Here is a 2550-nt window from a genome sequence, read left to right as displayed (position 1 = left end):
GGGGGCGTCCTCAGTCGTCGGTGGGTTCGAGCTGCAGGCTGATCGAGTTGATGCAGTAGCGCAGGTCGGTGGGCGTGTCGTAGCCCTCGCCGGCGAAGACATGCCCCAGGTGGCCTTCGCAGTTCGCGCACAACACCTCGACGCGACGCATCCCGAGGGAGGTGTCGGCGCGTTCGATGACGGCATCACCGGCCAGCGGTGAGAAGAACGACGGCCAGCCGCAATGCGAGTCGAATTTCTGGTCGCTGCGAAACAGCTCGGCCCCGCAGGCGCGGCAACGGTAGACCCCGACCGTCTTGGTGTCGGCGTACTCGCCGGTGAAGGGGGCCTCGGTGCCGGCCTGCCGGAGCACCCGGTATTCGGCCGGGGACAGCCGTCGCCGCCACTCCTCGTCGGTGACGGCGGTGGCGTCGAGAACCTCGGGACGGTCCGCAGAGCCGGATTCGGCAGGGGTGTCGGTGCTCATTTCTCCACGGTAGCCACGGAATCGCGCCCGCCGCCACCACCCGGCCCGTCGTTGGTGAGGCGACCCTCGTCGAGGGTGTCGTCGGGTCGGCCGTCCAGCGAGGCGACGCCGTCGCGGCGCATGTCGAGGTAGCGGAACAGCAGCGAACAGAACACCGCGATCATCAGCAGCGACCAGCCCCAGGTCACCTTGTTGTACTCGAGCATCCAGCCGAAGGATCGCCATTCCTCCGAGTAGTACGTGTCGAAGGTCATGCAGCCGTAGACGCCGAGCCAGGCCGGCCAGTTGCGCATCGTCGAGCCGGGCAGGAAGACGGTCATCAGCAGCGGGAACAGCAGCATCGAGTAGTAGCCCTGACCGAGCGCGCCCACCAGGAACTCGGTGACCAGCAGCACACCCGTCGACGTCGCGAGCCACAGCAACTCGTCGGTCTTGCGGTAGTAGCGGTACAGGAACCACAGCGAGAACACCGCCATCGCGACGAATGCGACGCGCAGCAGCACCACCAGCCAGTCGGCGACACCGAAGTAGGCTCCGTTGCCGGCGATCGAGCTGTTGTAGTAGTCGCGGGCCTCACCGAGGTAGGGCACCGTGCGGGTGACGAACGAGTTGGAGTCGACGACCAGCGGCCACGCCACGATGTTGAGGACCAGCGGGATGCCGATGGCGGTGACCAGGATCTTCCACTGGCGGTTGAGCAGCGGCAGCAGCAGCAACGGCGCCAGCACGGGTTTGATGGCCAGTGTCAGCCCGATCGGGACACCGGCCCACAGGTCGTGGCGGCTGCGCATGAGCAGAAGGAACGCGAGCATGCCGAGCAACACGAACGAGTTGAAGTTCGTGAAGATCAGCGTGTGCGCGACCGTTTCGGTGCTGAAGAAGAAGAACACGATGACCGGTATCACCCACGAGCGCGCACCGAAGCCGAACAGCCGGGCCAGCAGGTACGCGCAGGCCAGCAGCGCCACGACACTCGCCGCGATGAAGATCCAGCGTGACCGTTCGGGGTCGATGGTCGCGATCGGCGCCATCAGCAGGGTTCCCGACGGCGGGTACAGATAGTGGGGGTCGACGGTGTCGAGGTTCTCCGCGTAGACCGGCTGGCCGTTGAGGAACCGCAGTGCGGCCTGGTAGACGGGTGCGAAGTCGTCGGTGCGATCGCCGTTCACCGCGAGGATGATCGAGCGCTGCAGGATCATCATGATGCTGATCGGCCACAACACCATCGGGATGATCCGCTGCATGGTCATCCGGGGGCGGAGGTAATTGTCGAGAATCGCCACTCGCGAACCGTACTACGCCCACCTGTGATCCTCGGGCACACCCGGCATCGACCGGCCGCGTGCCCCCGGGGAAACACCGGTCAGACGGGGCAACCCCGTTGGCCGGGTTCGCCGAGGGGCTGATCGCCGAGATAGGTGGTGACGACGTCGGCCGCGCAGGAACTGCGGGCCAGCACCGAGTAGCCGAGGCCTTCCCACGTGACCGTCGTGGGGGAGACACCGGCCTTGATGAACAACGCGTTGAGAGTGTCCGCGCCGCCGCCCCCGTTGATCGGGTCGTTGGCGCCGGCGAGGATCAGCGGGTCCACCGGCAGCGCGCTCGGCGGGTTCGTGGCGCTCGCCGTCGCCCACGCGTTGCACCGCAACAGTGACAGTGCGCTGTCGGCGCCGGTCAGCGGATTCTGTTTCGTCCACGCGTCGACGAGTCCGGGGATCTCGTTCTGGCCGACCGGGCCGGTGACGTCGTTGCAGCGCGAGACGAGTTGCCCGTCGGTGGTGCGTAACTCGTCGGCGACCCCGGCCGCGGCGGTGAGGGCCCCGACGTCGCCTCGCTGCGCCGCGACGATCGACCGGGCGAGGGTGGCGAGATCCCGGGGATCGTTCGGTGACACCGCCAGCGAGCTCGTGATCGCATTGAGCGCCTCGGTGTCCGACAGTCCACCGAGCCGGCCGGTACGACCCATCGCGAGCACGTCGCCGATCGTCGCCATGCCGTCGTCGCCGAGCGAACAGCCGGCCGCGGCGGCGCACTGCTGCGCGAAGGTGCGCAACGCCGCCTGCACGCCGGTGGCCCGGACCGCC

The 2550-nt window shown here is 67.7% G+C and carries 3 protein-coding genes; all 3 read right to left on the bottom strand.

Annotated elements, in window-relative coordinates:
- Positions 1 to 10: 10 nt before the first annotated feature.
- Positions 11 to 466, bottom strand: coding sequence for a peptide-methionine (R)-S-oxide reductase MsrB (msrB, locus tag GORHZ_RS03775; RefSeq protein WP_006330504.1), 456 nt, complete (start codon positions 464 to 466; stop codon positions 11 to 13).
- Positions 463 to 1749, bottom strand: a complete 1287-nt coding sequence (locus GORHZ_RS03770) for a glycosyltransferase family 87 protein (protein ID WP_006330503.1) — start codon at positions 1747 to 1749, stop codon at positions 463 to 465. The genes msrB and GORHZ_RS03770 overlap by 4 nt, the downstream gene beginning before the upstream one ends.
- Positions 1750 to 1829: 80 nt before the next feature.
- Positions 1830 to 2550: alpha/beta hydrolase (locus GORHZ_RS03765; RefSeq protein WP_006330502.1), on the bottom strand; the 721-nt coding region annotated here is incomplete at its 5' end.

Source organism: Gordonia rhizosphera NBRC 16068 (genome assembly GCF_000298195.1).
In the GTDB taxonomy this organism is placed as follows: Bacteria; Actinomycetota; Actinomycetes; order Mycobacteriales; family Mycobacteriaceae; genus Gordonia; species Gordonia rhizosphera.
The sequence above is the reverse complement of the archived record's forward strand: the minus strand, read 5'-3'. Positions and strand labels throughout refer to the sequence as shown.

Excerpts from the sequence above, each read along its gene's own strand:
- msrB (WP_006330504.1), bottom strand. The coding sequence starts at position 466 with ATGAGCACCGACACCCCTGCCGAATCCGGCTCTGCGGACCGTCCCGAG.